This window comes from Marivita sp. (genome assembly GCF_020055635.1).
Lineage (GTDB): Bacteria > Pseudomonadota > Alphaproteobacteria > Rhodobacterales > Rhodobacteraceae > Marivita.
In genome coordinates, this window is the sequence record NZ_JAIPUT010000051.1 from 1 (window position 1) to 19,326 (window position 19,326).

General features: G+C 62.1%; 19 protein-coding genes, 1 tRNA gene and 1 riboswitch. Of the genes, 8 read left to right on the top strand and 12 right to left on the bottom strand.

Features of this window, described 5'->3' with window-relative positions; all coding sequences use genetic code 11:
- A partial coding sequence (locus LCF60_RS18635) for a peroxidase-related enzyme (RefSeq protein ID WP_292293868.1) occupies positions 1-267 on the top strand: 267 nt, incomplete at its 5' end.
- Positions 268-651: 384 nt separating this feature from the next.
- Here LCF60_RS18635 and LCF60_RS18640 read toward each other — a convergent pair.
- From LCF60_RS18640 to LCF60_RS18655, 4 genes are all read right to left on the bottom strand, one after another.
- A complete protein-coding gene (locus LCF60_RS18640) occupies positions 652-1,041 on the bottom strand; it encodes a hypothetical protein (RefSeq protein WP_292293869.1) in 390 nt (129 codons plus the stop codon).
- An 88-nt stretch (positions 1,042-1,129) separates the two neighbouring features.
- Positions 1,130-1,291, bottom strand: a complete 162-nt coding sequence (locus LCF60_RS18645; RefSeq protein WP_292293871.1) for a hypothetical protein — start codon at positions 1,289-1,291, stop codon at positions 1,130-1,132.
- A gap of 115 nt (positions 1,292-1,406) precedes the next feature.
- The gene (locus LCF60_RS18650; protein ID WP_292293872.1) at positions 1,407-3,572 is read right to left on the bottom strand and encodes a PAS domain-containing protein; all 2,166 of its coding nucleotides are present in this window, start codon (positions 3,570-3,572) and stop codon (positions 1,407-1,409) included.
- Between the two features lie 436 nt (positions 3,573-4,008).
- Positions 4,009-4,083 (bottom strand) — tRNA-Phe (locus LCF60_RS18655).
- A gap of 175 nt (positions 4,084-4,258) precedes the next feature.
- Here LCF60_RS18655 and LCF60_RS18660 point away from each other — a divergent pair.
- Both LCF60_RS18660 and LCF60_RS18665 read left to right on the top strand, forming a co-directional pair.
- A complete protein-coding gene (locus tag LCF60_RS18660) occupies positions 4,259-4,864 on the top strand; it encodes a ribonuclease HII (protein ID WP_292293873.1) in 606 nt (201 codons plus the stop codon).
- Positions 4,865-4,979: 115 nt separating this feature from the next.
- Complete coding sequence (locus LCF60_RS18665) at positions 4,980-6,083, top strand: site-specific DNA-methyltransferase (protein WP_292293875.1); 1,104 nt, start codon at positions 4,980-4,982, stop codon at positions 6,081-6,083.
- A 93-nt stretch (positions 6,084-6,176) separates the two neighbouring features.
- Here the strand turns inward: LCF60_RS18665 and LCF60_RS18670 are convergent, their stop codons facing one another.
- The gene (locus LCF60_RS18670; RefSeq protein WP_292293877.1) at positions 6,177-7,661 is read right to left on the bottom strand and encodes a type VI secretion system contractile sheath large subunit; all 1,485 of its coding nucleotides are present in this window, start codon (positions 7,659-7,661) and stop codon (positions 6,177-6,179) included.
- Positions 7,662-7,858: 197 nt separating this feature from the next.
- On the opposite strand from LCF60_RS18670, the gene LCF60_RS18675 reads away from it, so the two are divergent.
- On the top strand, positions 7,859-8,731 hold the full coding sequence (locus tag LCF60_RS18675) for a DMT family transporter (RefSeq protein ID WP_292293878.1): 873 nt from the start codon (positions 7,859-7,861) through the stop codon (positions 8,729-8,731).
- 9 nt (positions 8,732-8,740) lie between these two features.
- Here the strand turns inward: LCF60_RS18675 and aroC are convergent, their stop codons facing one another.
- Entirely contained in the window at positions 8,741-9,841 is a 1,101-nt protein-coding gene (gene aroC, locus LCF60_RS18680) for a chorismate synthase (RefSeq protein ID WP_292293881.1), read from the bottom strand.
- A 185-nt stretch (positions 9,842-10,026) separates the two neighbouring features.
- Positions 10,027-10,127, top strand: a riboswitch (TPP riboswitch).
- A gap of 35 nt (positions 10,128-10,162) precedes the next feature.
- On the opposite strand from aroC, the gene LCF60_RS18685 reads away from it, so the two are divergent.
- From LCF60_RS18685 to LCF60_RS18695, 3 genes are read left to right on the top strand one after another with little or no spacing between them, the layout of a single operon-like run.
- Positions 10,163-11,152: a thiamine ABC transporter substrate binding subunit gene (locus LCF60_RS18685; RefSeq protein WP_292293882.1), complete on the top strand. Its 990-nt coding sequence runs from the start codon at positions 10,163-10,165 to the stop codon at positions 11,150-11,152.
- Entirely contained in the window at positions 11,128-12,657 is a 1,530-nt protein-coding gene (locus LCF60_RS18690; protein ID WP_292293884.1) for a thiamine/thiamine pyrophosphate ABC transporter permease ThiP, read from the top strand. Before LCF60_RS18685 ends, LCF60_RS18690 begins: the two co-directional genes overlap by 25 nt.
- A 4-nt stretch (positions 12,658-12,661) precedes the next feature.
- On the top strand, positions 12,662-13,345 hold the full coding sequence (locus LCF60_RS18695) for an ATP-binding cassette domain-containing protein (protein ID WP_292293910.1): 684 nt from the start codon (positions 12,662-12,664) through the stop codon (positions 13,343-13,345).
- 154 nt (positions 13,346-13,499) lie between these two features.
- Here LCF60_RS18695 and LCF60_RS18700 read toward each other — a convergent pair whose 3' ends face one another.
- Genes LCF60_RS18700 through petA form a run of 3 tightly spaced genes read right to left on the bottom strand, consistent with a single transcriptional unit; the run spans position 13,500 to position 16,243 of the window.
- Positions 13,500-14,288 carry a cytochrome c1 gene (locus tag LCF60_RS18700; RefSeq protein ID WP_292293885.1) on the bottom strand — a complete coding sequence of 263 codons (789 nt, stop codon included), beginning with the start codon at positions 14,286-14,288 and terminating at the stop codon, positions 13,500-13,502.
- A 17-nt stretch (positions 14,289-14,305) separates the two neighbouring features.
- Positions 14,306-15,652, bottom strand: a complete 1,347-nt coding sequence (petB, locus tag LCF60_RS18705; protein ID WP_292293887.1) for a cytochrome b — start codon at positions 15,650-15,652, stop codon at positions 14,306-14,308.
- Positions 15,653-15,664: 12 nt separating this feature from the next.
- Positions 15,665-16,243, bottom strand: coding sequence for a ubiquinol-cytochrome c reductase iron-sulfur subunit (gene petA / locus LCF60_RS18710; protein ID WP_292293888.1), 579 nt, complete (start codon positions 16,241-16,243; stop codon positions 15,665-15,667).
- 218 nt (positions 16,244-16,461) lie between these two features.
- Here petA and LCF60_RS18715 point away from each other — a divergent pair, with 218 nt between their 5' ends.
- Positions 16,462-17,130: an outer membrane beta-barrel protein gene (locus LCF60_RS18715; RefSeq protein WP_292293890.1), complete on the top strand. Its 669-nt coding sequence runs from the start codon at positions 16,462-16,464 to the stop codon at positions 17,128-17,130.
- On the opposite strand, the gene pssA is transcribed toward LCF60_RS18715, so the two are convergent.
- The 3 genes from pssA to LCF60_RS18730 form a co-directional block, all read right to left on the bottom strand.
- Entirely contained in the window at positions 17,131-17,892 is a 762-nt protein-coding gene (gene pssA / locus LCF60_RS18720; protein WP_292293891.1) for a CDP-diacylglycerol--serine O-phosphatidyltransferase, read from the bottom strand.
- Complete coding sequence (locus LCF60_RS18725; protein ID WP_292293893.1) at positions 17,889-18,551, bottom strand: phosphatidylserine decarboxylase; 663 nt, start codon at positions 18,549-18,551, stop codon at positions 17,889-17,891. The genes pssA and LCF60_RS18725 overlap by 4 nt, the downstream gene beginning before the upstream one ends.
- Positions 18,552-18,639: 88 nt before the next feature.
- Positions 18,640-19,245, bottom strand: a complete 606-nt coding sequence (locus tag LCF60_RS18730; protein WP_292293895.1) for a glutathione S-transferase — start codon at positions 19,243-19,245, stop codon at positions 18,640-18,642.
- Positions 19,246-19,326 lie beyond the last annotated feature (81 nt).

Sequence of the window (19,326 nt, forward strand, 5' to 3'; positions counted from 1 at the left end):
AAATCTACAGATGTGACAGACAAGCTGTTCCGCGACGGTGCGCAGGCGGAACTTGACCCGCGGGACCGGGCAATCTTTGACTTTGCGGTCGCACTGTCGGAGACGCCGTCACAGGCGGGTCCGCAGCATTTGGCGGCACTGTTAAAAGCAGGTCTGGATGAGGCCGAAATTCTCGACCTCATCTTGTCTTCCGCGCTTTTTGGGTGGGCTAACCGACTAATGCATGTGCTCGGCGAACCGGTTCGGCCCCCGAAGACTGTTGGTTGAATACGTGCCGTTTAAGGGGATGACATTCCACCATGGCGTAATTTCCATGAAGCAGCTGTCCAATGCGCGATCGCTACAGGACGCTAAGACCTATCCAAGATGAGAGATACCAACGGCTTTTTCATCAAGGAGACCGCCAATGCGGTTCAGGGGCGTGTCGTCGGCAAGACTTTTCTTGGCAGCCGCGTGGCCATGCAGATCGCCACTGGCCGTCGGCGATGGCGACCATTGTCGCCGTCAGCTAGGTGGAAATGCACGGTTGAGTCAGCAGCGCCCGCTAAAGGGCGCCGCCTGTGGCCAGAAAGAAGACCGCAACACCGGACTTCGGGACAGTGAGCCGGGATCCTGGCCTCATGGAAGGAGAGCGCTGCTCTCGCGGAACGATCAGAACCAATCGTCGTCGCCAAAGACGGACGCTTCCTCTTCCTCGAGGACTCCACTGTCGTCCTGGTCGTACTCGCCGAAGACGGCATCTCCGAACTCGTCTTCAGTCAGTTGTGCGTCGGCGTCGGCGTCGGCCTCAGCGAAGCCTCCCGCGTCATAGTCATTCTCGAACCCGGTGGAGTACTCGAACTCGGAGACCAGCTCGTCGTCGTTCTCGTCCCACTCATCGAACACCTCGATCTCGCCAAACCCGGCGTCGAATTCTTCCTCGCTCAGCGCGCTGTCGCCGTCCTCGTCCCAGTCGCTCCATTCCTGCGCGAGCGCGGGAGCGGCGGCGAGACCAAGAGCGATGGCCGTGCTTGCGGCAAGATTAAAAAGTTGCTTCGGCATGATGTTTCCTCTTCGCATCATCTGCGTTGATTTGTTTGACGACAGGTCCTCCGTGGCCGATGATCCGTCGCCGCGTACCGGTCAAACATCAACCGTCGTCGAAGGTTCCTGCGGCCTGACCTCCCTGCACGAAACGGTGCGGCACCCGTGCACCGAACCGTCGCTTCTCGCTAATCTTGAAATCGGTCTTCGCGGCCGTGCGCACCACTTCGGCGAGACCATGGGCGGGCAACGAAATCGTGTTGATCATCTATGCGGCCCATCCTGCAATAACTCCGGGCGTATTGACCGGAGGCCATGATGGTCTGGCGAAGACCGAGGGGACAGAAGACCGGGTGACCCTCGTTCGGGCCAGGAGTTGCCGATCAGTCGGCAATCACGCCCGCAAGCGGACACGAGAGACGCCATGAAAGTCCAGCCGGCGCGAAGTCGACCCGTACCTTGCCGTCCATGCTCGCCTCGACCATCCCGGTCGTCACCTTGGAGCCGAAGCCCGATCGTCCCGTCTGTGTCACCTGCGGTCCGCCACTTTCCAGCCATGATAGAGTGAACCGGGGTTCGGTAGATGCATCCCGTTCCAGCGACCAGCGGATTGCGATGTGCCCGGTCTCGTTCGAAAGCGCACCGTATTTGGCTGCATTGGTGGCAAGTTCGTGGAGAGCCATCCCCAGGGCTTGCGCGGCATCCGGGGTAAGTGCGACCGGCGGGCCGTCGGTCTCGATACGCTCACCGATCAGATCGGAGAAATGAGCAAGCTGGGATTGGACGAGTTCGGCGACCGGTACCGTCTTCCACGAATGTTGAAAGAACAGGTCCTGCGCGGCCGCCAGCGCCTTCACCCGCTCTGCGAAGCGCTCCGTGAAATCGTCCGCGCCAGACGAGGCTGTATGCCGTGCCATTGCCAGCACGAGGCTGAGCATGTTCTTGGCGCGGTGATCTGCCTCTTTCATCACCAGCTGGGTCTGTTCCTCTCGGTTCTTGCGTTCCGAGATGTCACTGAACAGCACGGCGACGTGGTTGTCCGGCGACGACCCGATCCGGAAGGCGTAGACGTTGAACCACCGTCCCAGCATCTCGGAATGCTGCTCGAAGCGCACCGGCTCACCTGTCCTCGCGACGCGTCCGTATGCCTCGTACCAATGGTCCTCAAGCTCAGGCGCAGCCTCGCGCAGCCAGTGGCCCAGAATGACCTCGGGAAAGCCTGTTCGTTCGTAGAAAGCGGGGTTCGCCTCCACGACCCGGTAATCGATACGCCCGTCCGGGGCGTCGAAGCGCACCTCCAGCACGCAGAAACCCTGGTCGATAGCCTCGAACAGGCTGCGATAACGCTCTTCGCTCCTGCGAAGATCCTCTTCCGCTTGCTTGCGCTGTGTCGTCTCCTGCACGATGGCCGCGATGCCGACGTTCCGACCGTCGATGCGAACGGGGAAGAAGTGTTCCTCCCAATGGCGCAGGTGCCCCGGTTCCGCCGGTGTCTCGCCGCTGATCTCGACCCCGTACCAAGGCTCACCCGTCTTAAGGATCTCGCCCCAGCGGCGATAGAGGTTCTCGTAATCTACGAGATCGGGCATGAGTTCGTCAGGTCGGCGCCCGATGTGAACGTCGGGCGGCAGACCGTTGATCTCTGCGAGCCTGGGATTCACATGCTGGAATCGGAACGCGCTGTCCCAGACCCCAAGACCGACAGGTGCGCCATCGAGCAGCGCCGTCAGCATGGCATTCGAGTCGGCCAGTTCATCCTTCACGCGCTCCTCTGCGGAAGTGGCATAAGAAAAGCCGATCATGCGCAATGGCGTCCGGTCTGCATTGAATTCGACACGGCCACTTTCGGCGAACCAGAGCGCCGTTCCTTCGGGGCCGCTGAAGCGATGGCGCGACGTGTACGTGCCATCAGGAGAACTCAGCGCGGCATGGACCGCGGTGCGGAAAGTCTCGCGGTCCGCAGGATGGACGGCATTCACGACGTGTTCAAAGGTCTCGGGCTCGTCTGTGTTTTTTGGCAAGCCCGGATGATCGCTCGCGATGCGCTGGACATTGTCTGCCTGGATGTCCCATTCGAAAACGATCGTCGGCGGTGAGTTGGCGGAAAGGTATGTCAGCGCCGCGGTCTCGCTGTCGCCTGTCATCGGGTCTTGTTGGACGAAGGCGCCGACCCTGACGTCCTCGGTGACGTCGATGTTGATCCCGCGAATGACCCTGACGTTCCCCGCCGGGTCCCGCTCGATTGCACCTCGATCCAGGATGACCCGGACGGCACCGTCAGGCCGAACGATCCGGAAGCTGTGGCTGTAGCTTGTGCCGTCCGATCCCAGGTAGGTGGAGGTTTCGCCCTCGACGCGTACCTGATCCTCCGGGTGAACGAGTGCGATAAAGCCCGCCTCCGCATCCGGCGCCTGCGTCAGTCCATAAAGTTGCAACAACTCGGGGGACCAGACAACGCGGTCCTCGGACGGCCACCATTCGTAGGTCCCGGCCCGCCACGTGGCGGCAAGCTGGCGACATTGCTCCGCAACGGTCTTCTCTGCCGGCACGACACTATTCCTCGAAACAAGGTTCAGTCCAGCGAGAGGTAGCCTCGCATTCGAGCTTATTTTGCCAGATTTTGGACGGAAGTCCACAGGCGCTTGGGACAAGGAAACGGGCAGTGATTGCGGCCGCATGAATGTGAGTGAGGGAGCTTTCTGGATACTCAGTCTTGAGCCGATGACTGAACCCGCAACCGTCTGCTCCGCGGGCAAAGCGGAGCAAGGCCTTTCGCCGGCACGTCACCAACCTCATCAACGATTGCCGGCACAAGTGCCATGGTCGAGACTTGGCCTTCTACCTGTCCAGAATTTCTCCCTCGATCGATGACGAAATTACAAGCGACGAACAGAAGTGGTCCCGCTGTCGTCCCGGAGCCATATCATCCCAAGTTTACGCAAAACTCGGACGCGAATAAATCGTTAGAATACAAATGCTTAAAAGTGGTGCCCGGGGGCGGAATCGAACCACCGACACGAGGATTTTCAATCCACTGCTCTACCCCTGAGCTACCCGGGCACGGGTGAACGACGAAGGTTCAGGTGGCGGCGTTCTATGTGACGCTTTGGGGCGTGTCCAGTGGGATTTGTAGGGAAAATGCAAAAACAAACCTGGCCGACAATCCAATGCTTGGGCGGGGCGCGGTCTGGTCCTCGCGGCTTGCCAATGCGGCCAGGATCGGCAATCTGTCGCCATGATGCCAAGCTTTGATTTCGAAGACCAGATACGCGCTCCTGGAGGGGCTCGGATTGCCGGGGTGGATGAGGCTGGCCGCGGGCCGCTGGCCGGACCCGTGGTGGCGGCGGCGGTGGTGCTCTCGCGGGATCTTCTGCCGGAGGGACTGCGGGATTCCAAGCTCCTCAGCGCCACCAGGAGGGACGCGCTGCTGCAGCTGATCCTCGATCAGGCCGAGGTTGGCATCGGCCTGGCGACGGTCGAAGAGATCGACGAGATCAATATCCTTCGGGCCAGTCACCTGGCGATGTGCCGGGCGATCGCTGCACTGCCATATCCGCCAGATCACGTGCTTGTGGACGGCAACCTGTGCCCCCGCGAGCTGACCCTTCCGGCGACGCCGATCATCAAGGGAGACGCGCTGTCCCTGAGCATCGCGGCTGCTTCGATTGTGGCCAAAACAAGGCGCGACGCGATCATGTGGGATTTGGCGCAACAGTGCCCCGGCTATGGCTGGGAAACCAACATGGGTTACCCGACGAAGTGTCACAAAGAAGCCCTTCGAAATCTTGGTGTGACCCCACACCATAGACGTTCCTTCAAGCCGGTCCACAATATCTTGTGACAAGCGAAATTCATAACTGCTTGATTCAAAAAAGAAATTGACCACGAATCAGGTTTGACTCATCTTTTAGGCCAATGACAGAGCGCAACAACTGCGCCGGGACGATAGGCAGAGAATGACAAAGATGACCAAGCCGAACAGCGCCGAGGCGTTGCCGATAAACACGATCCTGGAGGGCGATTGCATCGAGGTGATGAACGGCTTGCCCGCGTCATCGGTCGATCTGATCTTCGCCGATCCGCCGTATAATCTTCAATTGAAGGGCGATCTGCATCGCCCCGACAATTCCCGCGTCGACGCGGTGGATGACGAGTGGGACCGGTTTTCGAGCTTCGCCGTCTATGACGACTTCACCCGCGCCTGGCTCAAGGCGGCGCGCCGATTGCTGAAACCGGACGGGGCGATCTGGGTCATCGGCTCGTATCACAACATCTTTCGCGTCGGATCGGCCTTGCAGGACGAAGGCTACTGGATCCTGAACGACGTGGTCTGGCGCAAGTCGAACCCGATGCCCAATTTCCGTGGCAAGCGGTTTACCAACGCGCATGAAACCATGATCTGGGCGTCGAAATCCGAAGGCGCGAAATATACCTTCAACTACGAGGCGCTGAAGGCGTTGAACGAAGGTATCCAGATGCGGTCGGACTGGGTTCTGCCGATCTGCAATGGTGGCGAACGGCTCAAGGATGCGGCTGGCGAAAAGGCGCATCCGACGCAGAAACCGCAGGCTCTTTTGCACCGCGTTCTCGTCGGATCGACCAAGCCGGGCGATGTCGTGCTGGATCCCTTTTTCGGGACGGGCACAACGGGCGCGGTCGCCAAGATGTTGGGCCGCGACTGGATCGGCATCGAACGCGAGGAGAAATATCGCGTGGTCGCGCAAAAGCGGATCGCCTCGGTGCGCCGACTTGACAAGGTGGCGCTTGAAACCTCGACCAGCAAACGCGCCGAGCCGCGCGTGCCGTTCGGACAGCTTGTCGAGCGCGGCATGTTGCGCCCGGGTGAGGAACTCCTGAGCATGAACGGTCGCCACAAGGCCAAGGTTCGCGCGGACGGCACGTTGATCGGCAACGACATCAAGGGCTCGATCCACCAGGTCGGCGCGCATCTTGAGGGCGCCCCGAGTTGCAACGGCTGGACCTACTGGTGTTTCAAGCGCGATGGCAAGACCGTTCCCATCGACGTGCTGCGCCAGCAGATCCGGTCGGAAACAGGCTGACAGTCACAGAACACCGCCGGTGCCTGCGGTCATGATCCCGCGGCACTACACCTTGCCCCGCCGGTTCCCGGCGGGGTTTTTTGGCGCTCCCTGTCAGCAGAGGAAGGGAACGACCCGGGTTTCGTCTGTGCGAGATATGGTCCGCAGCCACGGCAGGCGCACGGCATTCTGATTGCGCAGGGCCACCAGCGGCACGACGCCCCGTTCAAGCACGGCCTCGGCCACACGTTCGGACAGGGGCGCTTCGGCGCAGGGCTTCATCACCGGAACGCCCCCCGCTTCGAAACTGACCAGCGGCAGGTCGTCATAGGTCAGTGCGCTGTCAAGCCGCGTATTCCATCCATCCTCCCGGAACGCCCGCGCGATCAACACGGTTGCAACGAGGGAAGGGGCACCCCAGAGAAATGCATCGTGGTCGGTCGCGGGGGCCTGCACCTCTTCGAAATCGAAAAACGCATCCACCGGATCCCGGCGCTTGCCATAAGATGTGCGCATCAGGAATTTCGGTCCAAGCGCCACGATATGCTGCCCCATCGGGCTGGACTGCAATGCGGTCCAACCGTCGCTTGCATCACCAAAGGCTTCCGGCGCGTTCGCGATCGCGTGCCAGGACGGGGCTCCGATAAGTTGCGCATCGACATTCACCAGAACGGCGGCACCTGTCCGTCCCGCCAGGGCGCCCAGTGACGCGAGCAGCCGCAGGTCCTCGGTAGTGTCTTCGAAGGCACCATCGGTCATGATCAGCGTGAACGGGGCATCCGCGTATTCCGCAACGATCCGGCGGTGCAGCAGTGTCTGATCGAGCGGTTGTCCCTCTGGTCCAAGCGCGGCCTGCAGCTCGGATTTGCCGACATTCCAGACATGGATCGAAAGCTCTTCGTCGGTCTCGATGTTCGACGCAAGAAGGTCAAGCCCGCGCCACGCCGCTTCGAGAGACTGGAAGGATGGATCGTGGAGGATCGCGCGCAGATGGTCTGCGGCTGCCGCATCCACGGCCTGAACATATGGCTCCGCCCCCGGCTCGGCATCCTCGACGACGTGGTCTGCCACCGCGTCCCGCAACAGACGGTCGATATAGCCGCCCGCATCGGGTGGGCCGGAGGCTGTGCCGGCCTCAGACGTCTGTCCGAACAGGCGCGACAGCGTATCGGTGTCCGTCTCTGCGCGGGCCGGCACCGCATCCTGCGCGGTCTCCCCAGAGGCTTGAAGCACGGCGCGCACCTCTTCTGCGGCTTTGTCGAATGTCGCGGGCACAATCAGGCGGCTGCGCAAATCCTTGAGTGCCTGGAAAACCGGAAAGCTCTGAACCAGCTGATCGGCATCAAAGTCGTCGATCTCGCGGGGGGCGAACGGTCCGGCTGGCAGGTTCAGACGGGGGGCCTCGTCCTTCAGCAACGTTTCAAGGGCGTCGACATCCAGACGCCGCATCGCGCGCGTCTCAAGCGTGTCCCCGGTCCGGGAGCGACAGCTTGTTCCGAGATCGGACAGAACGAGGATACGCAACGGGTCTCCCGGCTGGCGCCGCTGGTCAGGCGGCGTCGCGCCGAGTTCGACGGAAAACTGAAAGGGATTGGTCATCTGAAAAGTCCATCGGGAAAGGGATATGCCGCAACTCTACCGCCAGACCTGCGTCGATCCAGAAGATTCTTGCCCCAGGGTATCGACGGCATGGTCTGCGACCTCGTCAGGCAGTGCGCGGTAAAAAGCTGCGCTATCGGGTTTCCCACGGCAAGGCTTCTCGCTATCACCACACGACCAAGCATCCGGAGGCCCCCTTGGACATTCGCGCAATCCTCATGGGACTGGCCTTCGCGGTCATGTGGTCCTCGGCCTTTACTTCGGCGCGCATCATCGTGGCCGACGCCCCGCCGCTCATGGCCTTGGCGTTTCGCTTTACCATTTCCGGCGCTCTGGCGGTCCTGATCGCGCTCTGGATGGGGCAGAGCTGGCGGCTGACCCGGGTGCAATGGCGCGCGACGATCATCTTCGGCATCTGCCAGAATGCGCTGTACCTGGGGCTGAACTTCGTCGCCATGCAACGCATCGAAGCCTCGCTCGCTGCGATCATCGCTTCGTCCATGCCGCTTCTGGTGGGGGTCGCCGGATGGCTCTTTGCCGGGCAGCGCATGTCACCCATCGGTGTGATCGGGCTGATTGCCGGGTTTTGCGGTGTGGTCATCATCATGGGCGCGCGTCTCGGCGCCGGCGCCGACATCTACGGTATTGGCCTGTGCCTGATCGGTGTGCTGTCCCTGACGGTCGCGACACTGGCGCTGCGCAACGCCAGTTCGGGCGGCAATTTCATGATGGTCGTCGGATTGCAGATGCTGATCGGCAGCGCGGTTCTCTGGCCGGCCGGGCTGATGCTGGAAACGCTTGAGGTGACGATGTCGCCCAAGCTCGTGCTTGCCTTTGTCTACACGACGCTTGTTCCGGGCCTTGCCGCCACGCTGGTCTGGTTCTGGCTGGTGAATCGCATCGGCGCGGTCAAGGCGGCGACGTTCCACTTCCTCAACCCGTTCCTGGGCGTGGCGATTGCCGCAGTGATCCTGTCCGAAGGACTTGGCACGATGGACATCCTTGGCGTGGTGATCATCACGCTGGGCATCCTTGCGGTGCAAATCTCGCGTCAGACAGTCAGGGGCTGAAACGCGGCGTCAGCCGATCGTGCCGCGGTTCCCGCCGACCTGTCCGCGATGCAGCAGCATGTGATCAAGGATGACGCAGGCCATCATCGCCTCTCCCACAGGCACGGCGCGGATACCGACGCAAGGATCGTGCCGGCCCTTGGTGATGATCTCGGTCTCTTCGCCGGACTTGGTTATGGTCCTGCGGGTCGAGAGGATGGATGACGTTGGCTTGACCGCAAAGCGGACGACGATATCCTGACCCGTGGAAATCCCGCCCAGAATACCGCCCGCGTGGTTGGAACTGTATTCCGGCCCGTCCGGTCCCATGAAGATCTCGTCAGCATTCAACGTGCCCGTCAACATGGCCGACGACATGCCCTCTCCGATTTCCACACCCTTGACCGCATTGATGCTCATCATCGCTGCCGCAAGGTCCGTATCCAGCTTGCCGTAGATCGGCGCGCCAAGACCCGCAGGCACTCCGCGCGCAACAACCTCGATGATCGCGCCGACGCTTTCGCCCGACTTGCGCAGCCCGTCGAGATAGTCGGCCCAATCCGTCGCCGCCTTGGCATCGGGCACCCAGAACGGGTTGTTCTCGATCTCGTCCCAGTCGAACCGGTCCCTGTCGATCTGATGCGGCCCCATCTGGGTCATGTAGCCGGTGATCTGCACACCGGGCAGCATTGCGCGGATCGCCTCGCGCGCCAATCCACCTGCCGCCACCCGCGCCGCTGTTTCGCGCGCAGAAGACCGCCCGCCACCGCGATAATCGCGGATGCCGTATTTCTGCCAATAGGTGATATCCGCGTGACCGGGGCGGAATTTCTCCATGATGTCCGAGTAATCCTTGGACCGCTGATCGGTGTTCTCGATCATCAACTGCACCGGGGTGCCGGTGGTCTGGCCATCGAACACGCCCGACAGGATCCTGACCTCGTCCGCCTCGCGGCGCTGGGTGGTATACTTGTTCTGCCCCGGTTTGCGGCGGTCCAGCCAATGCTGGATCATGCCTGCGTCGATCGGAACGCCCGGAGGACAGCCATCTACCGTGGCGCCCAAGGCGGGCCCGTGGCTTTCGCCCCATGTGGTGACACGGAACAGGTGTCCGAAGGTGTTCAGGCTCATGACGCGCGTCTCCTTGGCTGACCCGTGTGTTAGGACAGCGGGCGATGGCGCTCAAGGAGTTTCGGATTGGCTGCGCCAATCCGATCCGTGGGGGGCTCTGCCCCCCACACCCCCCGGAGTTTATCCGGCAAGATGAAGCAGGCGGAGGTTTCGGCTTGAAGAGTCCCGAAGGCGAGACTACTTCTTTCAGTACCTCGGGGTGCCGGAAGATCGGCTGAGATGCGCAAGCGAACCCGTTGAACCTGAACCGGTTAACACCGGCGGAGGGAAGGTCTGGACCTGCTCCTGCTTTGCCCTCTCGTCGCAAAACAGGAGGATGCCATGAAAACGGCCCTGACATTTGCTGCGGGATTGATTGCTTCGACCACGATGGTGGTTGCGCAAGATACACCCGTCCTGACCGTCTATGCAGGCGATTACATCGTTTCGGAATGGGGCCCCGGCCCGAAGATCGAAGAGATGTTCGAGGCGCAATGCGCCTGCGACCTGCAGTTCAAGCCGGGAGATCTCTTGCCCCGCATCCTGCTGGAAGGCGATCAGACCGACGCGGATATCGTGTTCGGCCTGAACACCGACGTGACCCAGCGCGCCCGCGAAAGCGGGCTGTTCGCGCCGCATGGCCAGGACACATCAAGCCTGACCCTGCCGGTGGAGTGGACCGACGATGTGTTCCTGCCCTACAATTACGGCCATACGGCCTTCGTGTACAACGAAGAACGCATCTCCGATGTGCCGGAAAGCTTTGACGCGCTCTTGAACGCGCCCGATGATCTGAAGATCGTGATCCAGGATCCGCGCTCGTCGATCTCGGGACTGGCGCTGGTGCTCTGGGTCAAGGCGATCTATGGCGACAAGGCGGAACAGGTCTGGGAACGGCTCGCGCCGAAAATCCTGACCGTGACCAAGGGCTGGTCGGAAAGCTATGGTCTTTTCACCGATGGCGAGGCGGAAATGGTGCTGAGCTATACCACGTCTCCGGCCTATCACATCATCGCCGAGGACGACCGCACCAAGAAGGCGGCGATCTTCCCCGAAGGGCATTACTTCATGGTGGAGCTGTCGGCCAAGGTGGCGGGGACCGATGTGCCGGAGCTGGCGGACCAGTTCCTCGAGTTCCAACTGTCCGAGGAGTTCCAGACGATGATCGCCACCGGCAACTGGTCCTTTCCGGCCAAGCTTGACCCGGCCAAGTGGCCAGACGGGTTCAAGGAACTGGCGCTGCCGGAAAAGGTGCTGTTCTACACCGAGGAAGAGGCCGCTGCAGTGCGGGATGAAACGGTAGAGGAATGGCGACGCGCCCTTTCTCGATAACGGTTCCGATCATCGCGGCGCTGTGTGTGGCCGGGCTGGTCATCGGCCCGGTCACGGCCGTTGTCCTGCGTGCAGAGGCGTTTTCGGGCTTCACCCCGGCTGATGGGCAGGCCCTGCGGTTCACGCTGGTGCAGGCGACCTTGTCGGCCGCGCTGAGCGTTCTGTTCGCGATCCCCTTGGCGCGGGCTCTTGCGCGGCGCCAGTTCATTGGGCGGCGCCTGCTGGTGGCGCTCTTGGGAGCTCCCTTCATCCTGCCTGTCATCGTGGCCGTGCTGGGCCTATTGGCGGTGTTCGGTCAATCCGGTTTGCTGAACCGCCTGCTTGCTCCGCTTGGTGTGCCCGAGGTGCAGATCTACGGGTTGCATGGCGTTGTACTGGCGCATGTCTTCTTCAACTTGCCTCTGGCGACCCGGCTGATCCTGCAAGGCTGGCTGGCGATCCCGGCCGAGCAGTTCCGCCTCGCGGCAACACTGGGCATGAGGCCCCGCGCGATGTGGCGATCCATCGAAAGGCCGATGTTGCAGCGGATCGTACCGGGGGCGTTTGCCGTGATCTTCGTGATCTGCCTGTCCTCCTTCGCCGTGGCCCTGACGCTTGGCGGCGGACCGCGCGCCACCACGCTGGAACTGGCGATCTACCAATCCATGCGGTTCGATTTCGATCTTGGCCGCGCGGCGGTCCTCGGGCTGCTGCAACTGGGCCTTGCCCTGACGGCGGGTCTGATCGCACTGCGCCTGACGTCGCTGCCGGTGGCAGCGCAGGGACTGGATCGGCCTGTTCCGCGCTGGGACCGTACGGATGGGATCGCCATCGGGACGGATACCCTGTGGATCGTGCTTGCCGCTGTGTTTCTTCTGACCCCGCTGGCCATGGTCACGCTGAACGGGCTTGCCGGTATCACCACGCTGGGGGCTTCGGTCTGGCAGGCGGCGGGACATTCGATCCTTGTTGCGCTGGGCTCCACGGCGCTTTGTCTGCTCTGGGCTTTGCCGCTCGCGTCGCGCTGGGGCGAATGGCTGGGTCTTGCGGGCATCGCATTGTCACCGCTTGTTCTGGGGATCGGTCTGTTTCTCATCGTGCGGCCTTTCGCCAATCCGTTCGAGCTGGCGCTTTACGTGACCGCCACGGTCAATGCCTTTGTCAGCCTTCCCTTCGCCCTGCGCATCCTGCGTCCCGAGGCCGAGGCGGTGCGGACCGAGTATACGCGACTGAGCCAGGCGCTGGGCCTGTCGGGCTGGGCTTGGCTCCGCTGGGTGCTGGTGCCGCGTCTCAGACGTCCGCTGGGCTTTGCCGCCGGTTTGACGGCGGCGTTGTCGATGGGAGATCTGGGCGTGATCGCGCTTTTCGCGGATCCGGACCGGGCGACATTGCCGCTCAAGGTCTATCAGTTGATGGGCGCATACCGGATGGAACAAGCCGCAGGCGGGGCGCTCCTGCTGCTCTTGCTGAGCTTGACGCTGTTCTGGGTATTCGACCGGGGAGGGCGCGTTGGCTCTGGAACTTGATCACATCTGCGCCCGCGCGGGAACGTTCGAATTGACTGCGACCTTCGACGTCGCGTCTGGTGAGCGGGTGGCCATCCTTGGTGCGTCGGGGTCGGGCAAGTCCACTTTGCTCGATGTCATCGCCGGGTTCCGCCAACCGGAGGCGGGCGTGATCCGATGGCACGGGACGGACATCACCAACCGCCCCCCGGCAGAGCGACCGGTGAGCATCCTGTTCCAGGACACCAACCTGTTCCCGCATCTGACGATCCGGCAGAACCTCGCGCTCGCGCTGAACCCCGCAACTGGCATCTTGCGAAAGGGCGATGAGGCCAGGATCGAAACCGGGCTGGCGCGCGTCGGGCTGAGCGGGTTCGCGTCGCGCCGCCTGTCGGAAATGTCGGGCGGCCAGCAAAGCCGCGCCGCGCTTGCGCGTGTGCTTGTTCAGGCGCGACCCGTGCTGCTTCTGGACGAGCCCTTTGCCGCTCTGGGTCCGGCGCTCAAGGACGAAATGCTTGATCTGGTGGCCGGGGTTGCCGATGGCGAAGGCCTGACGGTGCTGCTGGTGTCACATGATCCCAAGGATGCGCGGCGTTTTGCGCCGCGGTCGGTCTTTGTCGACGGTGGTGAGGTGACCGCCCCGCAGGATACGCGAGCGCTTCTTGACGATCCGCCCCCGAGCCTGCGCGCCTATCTTGGCGAGATGTGAAACCGCGCACCGGCTCGGGTGAATTGCCCTGGCAGGCGCCTTTCCCGCGATTTGAGAACTGCGCGTTGCAAGTGCTCTCCGAGCAAGCTTGTCCGCGCCAACGAAAAAAGCCCCGCCGGATTGGCGGGGCTTTGATGTGTCTTCAGCGAAAGGCCTACTCTTTGGTGCGGGACTTGACCGGTGCCCAGAGGCGCTTGTTGGTCAGGTAGAGCAGCACGGACAGGATGGTGAGGAACACGACCCCGACAAAGCCGGCCTGCTTGCGCGCCATCAGCTTGGGTTCGGCCGCCCACATCAGGAATGCGGCAACGTCTTCCGACTGCTGTTCGATGGTGGCCTCGGTGCCGTCGGAATACTCCACGTCGTCGCCGTAGAGCGGCGGAGCCATCGAGATGTACCCGCCCGGGAACGCGGTGTTTTCGTAAAGGATCGCGCCCGCTTCTTCCTTGTCGTCACCGGTGTAGCCGGTGAGCAGCGATGCGATGTACTCGGGTCCGCCCATGCCCTTGAAGAACTGGTTGATGCCAAGGCCGTAAGGGCCGTGGAACCCGGCACGGGCCTTTGCCATCAGGCTCAGGTCCGGCGCGCCGGCGGCATTGACCTCGGGAAAGTGATCCGTCGGACGTGCCGGCCGGAAATCCTCGAGCTCTTCGTCATAGACTTCGTAGAACTCGGCGGCATAGGCACGCACCTGGTCTTCCGGCATGCCGGGGCCATCCTCGGCGGACAATGTCCGCAGAGGCACGTATTGCATCCCGTGGCAGGCCGAGCAGACCTGGGTGTAGACCTGAAGACCACGCTGAAGCTGCGCCTGGTCGAAGGTGCCGAACGGGCCTTCGAACGAGAAGTCGAAATTCTCGACATGGCCGTCCGCTCCGGCGGCGAATGCGCCGGAGACAGGGGCCAGGGCCAATGTGGCCGCGAGGGCAAGTTTCTTGAACATTGTGTGCTTGTCCTTTCTTACTCGGCCGGGGTCGCTGAAGGAGCGCCCTCTGTGGACGAGGACTTGCCATAGTGCGCCTTGAAATCGTCCTCGATCGTGTCGGGCTGCGGCAGCGGCTTTTCAAGCACACCCAGCAGCGGCAGGATCACGAGGAAGTAGGCGAACCAGTAGGTGGAGCCGATCAGGGCGATGTAGGGGTAGATGCCTTCTGCCGGCATCGCGCCAACCCACATCAGAACGAAGAAGTTCACCACGAAGAGCCAGAACCACCACTTGAACATCGGGCGGTAGCGACCGGAGCGCACCGACGAGGTATCAAGCCACGGCACCAGCGCCATGACCGCAATCGAGCCGAACATCGCCAGCACGCCGAAGAACTTCGCATCGACGATACCGCCGGTCAGGAAGCTGGCCGCGATCACGACCCAGACGTCACCGTCAAAGGCGCGCAGGATGGCGTAGAACGGCAGGAAGTACCATTCCGGAACGATATGCGCCGGTGTCACCAGCGGGTTCGCCTCGATGTAGTTGTCCGGGTGGCCCAGGTAGTTCGGCATGAAGCCGACCACCGCAAAGAACACCACGAGAATGACGGCAAGCGCGAACAGGTCCTTGATCACGAAATAGGGCCAGAACGGAAGCGTGTCCTTCTCGGCATCCGCCTTCGAGGTGCGGCGCACTTCGACACCGGTCGGGTTGTTGTTGCCCGTGGTGTGGAAGGCCCAGATATGCACGATCACGAGACCGGCAATCACGAAGGGCAGAAGGTAGTGCAGCGAGAAGAAACGGTTCAGCGTGGCATTGTCCACGGCGGGCCCGCCCAGCAGCCAGGTCTGGATCGATTCACCGACAAACGGGATCGCGCCGAACAGGCCGGTGATCACGGTGGCCCCCCAGAAGGACATCTGACCCCAGGGCAGAACATAGCCCATGAACGCGGTGCCCATCATCAGCAGGTAGATCAGCATGCCGATGATCCAGGTGATCTCGCGCGGGGCCTTGTAGGAGCCATAGTAGAGGCCGCGGAAGATATGCGCATAGACCGCCACAAAGAACAGCGACGCGCCGTTCATGTGCAGGTAACGCAGCATCGCGCCACCGTTCACGTTGCGCATGATGTGCTCGATGCTGGCAAAGGCCAGGTCGACATGGGGCGTATAGTGCATCACCAGGACGATCCCGGTGATGATCTGCAACGCCAGACAGAAGGCAAGAACGATGCCCCAGATCCACATCCAGTTCAGGTTCTTGGGTGTGGGGATCATCAGGGTGTCATACATGAGCCCGACGATCGGCAGCCGCTTGTGAAGCCACTTTTCTCCGCCGGTTGACGGCTCGTAATGGTCGTGAGGAATTCCAGACATTCGCGCGTCTCCTTATCCCAGCAGGATGGTTGTTTCGTCGACGAACTCGGCGGGGGGAACTGGAAGGTTCTCCGGGGCAGGCCCTCTGCGGATCCGGCCGGACGTGTCGTAGTGAGACCCGTGGCAGGGGCAGAACCAGCCGCCGACGCCGCCTTCGACGGTGTAATCGCCGGCATTGCCCAGAGGCACACAGCCGAGGTGCGTGCACACACCCATCTGAACCAGCCATTCGCCGGTGTCATCCAGCGCGCGATTCTCGTCGGTGGCTTCGGCCTGACCGTCGAGATTGGCGTTGCGCGCAATCGGATCGGGCAGGTCGGACAGATCGACCGAACGGGCTTCCTGGACTTCGGCTTCGGTGCGGCGGCGGATGAAGACCGGCTTGCCGAGCCATTTCACGGTGATCTGCGAGCCTTCCGACACGCCCGACACGTCCACTCGGATAGAGGACAGCGCCAGAACGTCCGCTGACGGGTTCATCTGGTTGACCAGAGGCCAAACTGCGGCACCGGTTGCGACCGCGCCTGCGCCTGCCGTTGCATAGTACAGGAAGTCCCTCCGGGTGCCTTCGTGGTGTTCTGCGTTGGACACGAGGTTTTCTCCATTTATCGGCCGATCATCTGGCCACAATACGGGTTGGGCCGCTGACTTCGCGGCGTTCCGAACGGGTATTTAGCGGGCTACCCCCTAGCCGTCCACCTCCAGAAGACCTAGGTTAGACATAAGCGCCGAAGTGTCGCGGCAATTGGCCCTGACGGGGTCATATTTGCATGTTACGCAGCGCAGAAAGTCAAAACGGGCGGCTCCCCATGCAGAAAACGATTCTGTCAGGTATTCTTGCACTTAGCACTCTGACCATCGCGTCTCCCGCGCTGGCCGAGATGGAGCTGTCGATCTATTCTGGCTGGCAGACCGCGCCGCACAGCCGCGTCTACGGCGATTATCCCGGCACCGGAGCAGAGATCGACGCCCTGATCGGATGGGAGGGGCGATCCTTCGAGATGCCTCCCTATTATGGCGTGCGCGGCACGTGGTGGACGAATGAGAAGCTAGGCTTCGGCCTCGAATTCACGCATGCCAAGGTCTATGCGCCGGATGACGAAAAGGAAGCGATCGGCTTCTCCGACCTCGAATTCACCGACGGACTGAACATCGTCACCGTCAACGCCTATCAGCGCTGGCCGGGCCTGTGGGCCGAAGGCGCGCTGACGCCGTATGTCGGTGGCGGCCTCGGCATCGCTGTGCCGCATGTCGATGTGGATACGACCACGGGGATCGAAACCTACGAATTTCAGTATACCGGGCCGGCCGCGCGTCTGACCGCAGGCGTCAGCTACGATCTCAACGACCGGTTCGCGGTGTTCGGCGAATACCAGTTCACCTATTCCAGCAACAATGTCGACTTGCCCGAGGGCGGAAAGCTCGAAACCGACATCAAGACCAACGCGCTCAATGTCGGTTTGACGCTGAAGTTCTGATCAGCTGTCGGTCTTGTCGCGAGATTGCGCCAGCGCGCGACGCGACGATGGCAGCATCGACACGACCGCTCCGATATAGATCAGGCTGAGGACGACCAGCGCGATCCAGGTATAGATGGCCACCGCGGCACCGATGGCGGCAAAGCCGACCAGGAACATCTTGACCCGGCGCTGGCTGATCTGCGTCGTCTTGAACGACCAGACCGGAAACCGCCCGATCATCAGCATGCCGATGCCGGCCATGTAGATCGCGAGAAGCACGTCTGGAATGATTTGTGCGCTGTCGAAGGCGAAAGATGCATACATCGGCAACATCACCAGCATTGCCCCGGCGGGCGAGGGGATACCGATGAAATAGGCGTTGTCCGCAGGTCCGGTTTCGGTTTTGCGCGCCACGTTGAACCGGGCAAGCCGGGTGACGGCGCACACCGCGTAGACCAGGACGGCAAGCCAGCCGAGCTGTTTCGTATCGTCCAGCGCCCAGACATAGAGCAGGATGCCGGGCGCCACCCCGAAGTTCAGGAAATCCGCCAGCGAGTCGAGTTCGGCCCCCATCTTGCTGTCGCTGCCAAGCGCCCGCGCGAGACGGCCATCGACCCCGTCAAGAATGGCCGCCAGCAGGATCAGTTGAACCGCGAGTTGGTAATTGCCCTGCAACCCGAAGCGGATTGCGGTCAGCCCGGCACAGATTGCCGTCACCGTCAGCATGTTCGGCAGCAGCTGGACCAGCGTCAGCTTTTCGCCGTTGCGCTCCGGGCTCATGCCGTCAGGTCCGCAAGCACGGTCTCTCCGGCGACCATGGTCTGGCCGATCTTCACAACGGGCGCGACCCCGTCCGGCAAGTAGATATCAAGCCGCGATCCGAAGCGGATCAGGCCAAAGCGTTCGCCCCGATCCAGAACCGCGCCTTCCTGCGTGAAGCTCACGATGCGCCGCGCGACCAGCCCTGCGATCTGGACAACGGGCAGGATGCGATCGTCCTCCATCCGGATGATCAGCGAATTGCGTTCATTGTCCTCACTCGCCTTGTCGAGCGAAGCGTTCAGGAACTTGCCCGGGCGATAGGCGATCTTTTCGACCTTGCCCGCCGCCGGGGCCCGGTTCACATGGCAGTTGAACACCGACATGAACACGCTGACCCGCATCAGCGGCACGTCCGGCAGACCAAGCTCTTGCGGCGGGGTGGCGGGTTCGATCAGCGACACGATGCCATCCGCCGGGCTGATGATCAGTCCAGGGCGATCCGGTACGACGCGTTCGGGATCGCGGAAAAAATAATAGCACCAGACCGTCAGGCCGACGCCGATCCAGCCCAGGATGTCCTCGACCGCGAACAGGACCAGCGTGATCGCCGCGAAGATCGCGACGAATTTGCGTCCCTCCGGGTGCATCGGTTTGATGAAGGTGTCAGTCATCCGCATCGCGGCAATATCCTCTCAAAGCATTGCGGGTCGGTAAACCCGCACCGCCCAACGTGCAAGACATCGCGTGGTGACGTCCCGTCGCGGATCAGGGGGCGGGATGTGTCGCCACCATGCTGTCGCGCTTCGCAAAGGTCTCGAACCACGCCGCCAGGCCATCCCGCCCGGTTCGCCACGACCGCGCATCGTGGCGCAGGTCCAGATACCCCAAAGCACAACCCACCGCGATATGGCCCATGTCGACGCGCCCGTTCAGATGGCTCATCCAGCGCGTATTCAGCGCATCCAGCGCACGCGAGACCTTTCCCCACTGGCCCTCGACCCATTCCATCATCACCTTTTCCTCGGGGCGGAACCGGGTTTCGTAGACCATCAGGACGGCGGCATCCAGGATCCCATCCGCCGTCGCCTCGAGCGTCAGCGTGTCCCAGATCCGGTGCTCGGGATAAAGACCCGCGTTTGCCCGCGCATCCAGAAAGCGGCAGATCACCCGGCTGTCATAGATCGTCGGTCCGTCCGACCGCACAAGTGCGGGGATCTTGCCCACGGGATTCGCCGCGATCAGCTTGGAATCGGGCGCAAGCGGCGTGGTGGCCACGTCCACATGGTCGATGTCGTCATATTGCCCGGTCTCGTGCAGCGTGACGAGAACCTTGCGAACGAAAGGTGAGGGGCCTGAACGAAGAAGTTGCATCTGACTGCTCCACATGTCGGTGATGTCCCAGCTAATCCTGTTGCGCGACAAATGCCAAGCGGCGCATCACGATGCGTCGAC